We start from the raw sequence: 3,909 nt of genomic DNA, 5'->3' as shown, positions 1-3,909 counted from the left end.
CAGGCGACGTGGTCACAGCCGATGGAACAACGGTTCCCCCACGTTGAACGCCCGACGGTCAACAACCCGCAGCGACAGCCCGCAGGAGCACCAGTGGAGGGAGCTACTCGTCATTGCCCGAAGAAGCGTCATGCCCCGAATGAGTTGCGGCAGCGGATGAGGGCTCACCCCACCTGACAACGCCACCCCGCCTGCGTCGCGCGGGGCCCGACCGGAGAACGAGCCTGCTGCTCGAGGACAAGAACCATGTGGGGTGCGTCGGTCATCCGCGGCCAGGATTCCAGCGCGCCGCCGCCCGGAGCGGGCGACCGTCGACAAGCCCGGCTCGCTCGACCTCGCTGTCGCCGCCTGGCCCTAGAATCGGCGTGGAATCCTCACCAACTCCAACGGCGAACGGGAGATGTCCCGGACAGCGCCAGCTACCGGCTGTCTGGTCGCTCCCATGACTGCCCAACGTCATCCACGCCACTCACAGTAGTCCGAGACCGCACGCGAGACCATGAAGGGCGAAGCGCGTACGACAGGGATGAGAAGAAACGCTGATGAACCCAACGACCAGAACGCCAACGTGACCGCCGCCCCCGTGACGGCACGGGCGGGCCGGCGCGAGTGGATCGGGCTGGCGGTGCTGGCCCTGGCCTGCCTGCTGTACGCGATGGACCTGACGGTGCTGCATCTGGCCGTGCCGTCGTTGAGCGCGGAGCTGCAGCCCAGCAGCGCGGAGCTGCTGTGGATCACCGACATCTACGGCTTCATGGTCGCCGGGTTCCTGGTCACCATGGGCACCCTCGGCGACCGGATCGGCCGCCGCCGGCTGCTGCTGATCGGCGCCGCCGCCTTCGGCGTACTCTCGATCCTTGCCGCCCTGTCGACCAGCCCTGGGCAGCTGATCGCGGCCAGGGCGCTGCTGGGGATCGCCGGGGCGACCCTGGCGCCGTCCACCCTGTCGCTGATCTTCAGCCTGTTCCAGGACCCCAGGCAGCGCTCGGTCGCCATCGGGATCTGGATCACCGCCTTCTCGGCCGGCGGCGCCATCGGGCCTGTGCTGGGCGGGGTACTGCTTGAGCGCTACTGGTGGGGCTCGGTGTTCCTGCTGGCGCTGCCGGTGATGGCGCTGCTGCTGACGCTGGGTCCGCGGGTGCTGCCGGAGTACCGCGACCCCAATGCCGGCCGGCTGGACCTGGTGAGCGCGGCGTTGTCGCTGGTGGCGGTGCTGGCGGTGGTCTTCGGGCTGAAGCTGGTCGCCCAGGACGGGCTCGGCATGCTCGCCGTCTCGGCCGTCCTGGTGGGGCTGGTGGTGGGCGTGGTGTTCGTGCGCCGACAGCTGACTCTTGCCGACCCGATGATCGACCTTCGGCTGTTCCGGATCCAGGCGTTCAACGCGTCGTTGGCGACCAACCTGCTCGGCATCTTCATCGCGGTCGGCTACTTCCTGTTCGTCGCCCAGTACCTGCAGCTGGTGCTCGGACTCTCGCCGCTGGAGGCGGGCCTGTGGTCGCTGCCGTCGGCGGTCGGGTTCATCGTCGGCTCCAACCTGGCTCCCCGGATCCTGCGCCGGGTCCGCCCGGCCTACGTGATCGGCACCGGCCTGGGGTTGGCGGCGGTCGGCCTGGCCGTGCTCACCCGGGTCGGCGGCTCGCGCGACGCCGACCTGGCGATCCTGGTGGGTGCCTCGCTGGTGGTGTCGCTGGGCCTGGCGCCGGTGTTCACCGCCACCACCGACCTGATCGTCGGGTCGGCCCCGCCCGAGCGCGCCGGGGCGGCCTCGGGGATCTCAGAGACCGGCGCCGAGCTGGGCGGCGCGTTCGGCATCGCGATCCTCGGCAGCATCGGGGCGGCGGTCTACCGCGGCGTCCTGGCCGACACGATGCCGGCGGGGATCCCGGCCGAGGCTGCGGCGGTCGCGCGCGACACCCTCGGCGGGGCGATGGGCGTGGCCGCGCAGCTGCCCGGCGAGCTCGGCGCGGCGCTGGTCGACGCGGCCCGGGAGGCGTTCGTGCAGGGGATGCAGCTCACCGTCGCGCTCAGCGCCGTGGTCGCGGCCGGCGGCGCCGTCATGGCGACGGTCCTGCTTCGGGCGGTGCCCGCCGGTGCCGAGGCCGAGGCCGCCGAGCAGCCCGCTCCCGAGCCGGTCGCCGTCGCCCAGCCCGAGCCAGAGCGTGCCATCCAGGTCATCCGGGTGGGCTCGGGATGCCTCGCATGCCCGGGCGAGCGCCAGCCCTCGGACGTCCAGCGCGCCTAGTGGTGGCCCGATGACTGGTTCCGAGGTTCGGTATGTCAACAGCGGCGGCGTCCACATCGCCTATCGGGTGTTCGGTGACGGACCCCTGGACCTGATCTTGGTTCCAGCGTTCACCTCCCACCTGGAGCAGAACCACGAGTGGCCGGGTGTCGTGCGCTGGAGTGCGCGGCTGGTGTCGTTCTCCCGGCTCATCGTGTTCGACAAGCGCAGTACCGGGCTGTCCGACCACGCGCCAGGACCGGTAGTCCTCGAGGACACCATGCAGGATGTTCTGGCGGTCCTGGACGCCGCTGGGGCCGAGCGCCCAGCCGTCTGCGGCGACCTCGAGGGGGCCGCCCTGAGCGCCCTGTTCGCCGCCACCCATCCCGAACGCACGCGGGCCCTGGTCCTGTACGCGCCCCTGGTCAAGGGCACCGGCACCGGCGACTTCCCCTGGGCGCTGGCGCCCGAGCTGCAGGGCATGTTCGGCGAACAGTTGCCGGCCGCCTGGGGGAGCGACCCCATGGCCAGGCTGCTGGCGGGCGTGGTGGCCCCCAGCCTCGCCGACGACCAGCAGTTCCTCCAGTTCTTGGCCAAGGCGATGCGGAGCAGCGTCAGTCCGGGAGCTGCCCAGGCCTGGTTGCGGATGATCAGGGACATCGACGTGCGGGAGGCGCTGCCCCAGATCCGCGTGCCGACGTTGATCGTGCATCGGACCGGCGACCGGGCCGTGGATGTGGGGGCGAGCCGCTATGCCGCCGGCCGCATTCCCGGCGCCAGGCTCGTCGAGCTCCCAGACGGCGACAACCTGCCGTTCGTCGGCGACACCGAGGCGGTTGCCGCCGAGATCGAGGAGTTCCTCACCGGTTCCCGGACCCCACCGATGCCGGATCGGGTCCTGGCCACGATCCTGTTCACCGACATCGCCGGCTCGACCGAACGCGCCGCCGAGGTGGGCGATCGCCGATGGCGGGAGCTGCTCGGGCGCCACGACACCCTGGCCCGAGAGCAGCTGGAGCGGTACCGGGGCCGGGAGGTGAAGATGACCGGCGACGGGCTGCTGGCGACCTTCGATGGCCCGGCCCGGGCGGTGACGTGCGCCGGCGCGATCGGCCGGGAGGTGCGCGCGCTCGGCCTTGAGGTCCGGGCGGCCGTGCACACCGGCGAGGTCGAGCTCCGGGACGGCGACATCGGCGGGATCGCGGTCCACATCGCCTCGCGGGTCATGGGTCTGGCCCGGCCCAACGAGGTGCTGGTGTCCAGTACGGTAAAGGACCTGGTCGCGGGAGCCGAGATCCGGTTCGAGGACCGGAGTGTCCAGTCCCTCCGGGGGGTGCCCGGCCAGTGGCACCTGTTCGCGGCGTTCCCCTGACCTGTCCCTACCCTAACGGCGATCCTGGGATGCCACATCCGCTAAGGTGCGGCCGGCAGGGCCCGCCCGCTGGTCGGGATAGGCTCCCAGCCCCGGCACAGGAGGACCCCCTTCCACCCAGGTGCTGACCGGCCTGCTGCTGGTGGTCCTGCCGGTCGCCGACAACGGCCTCTTCGCCCTGCTCGCCCCCGGCCGTGGCCCTGGTGTCGGCCACCCTGGCCGACGCCGACCCGACCGCCCTGGCCGGCGTCGCCCTCATCCAGTCCGAGGTCGTGCATCCGCTGTTCGGGGTCGTCGGGCTGGTGCTGGCGCCGCT

General features: G+C 71.8%; 2 protein-coding genes. Both read left to right on the top strand.

Annotated features, from left to right (window positions below; genetic code table 11):
* Positions 1-568 precede the first annotated feature (568 nt).
* Positions 569-2,242: an MFS transporter gene (locus tag VF468_25670; GenBank protein ID HEX5881676.1), complete on the top strand. Its 1,674-nt coding sequence runs from the start codon at positions 569-571 to the stop codon at positions 2,240-2,242.
* A gap of 10 nt (positions 2,243-2,252) precedes the next feature.
* The gene (locus VF468_25665; GenBank protein HEX5881675.1) at positions 2,253-3,593 is read left to right on the top strand and encodes an adenylate/guanylate cyclase domain-containing protein; all 1,341 of its coding nucleotides are present in this window, start codon (positions 2,253-2,255) and stop codon (positions 3,591-3,593) included.
* The last annotated feature ends 316 nt before the right edge of the window (positions 3,594-3,909 follow it).

Source organism: Actinomycetota bacterium, from assembly GCA_036280995.1.
Taxonomy (GTDB): Bacteria; Actinomycetota; CALGFH01; order CALGFH01; family CALGFH01; genus CALGFH01.
The sequence above is the reverse complement of the archived record's forward strand: the minus strand, read 5'-3'. Positions and strand labels throughout refer to the sequence as shown.

Excerpts from the sequence above, each read along its gene's own strand:
- VF468_25665 (HEX5881675.1), top strand. The coding sequence starts at position 2,253 with ATGACTGGTTCCGAGGTTCGGTATGTCAACAGCGGCGGCGTCCACATC.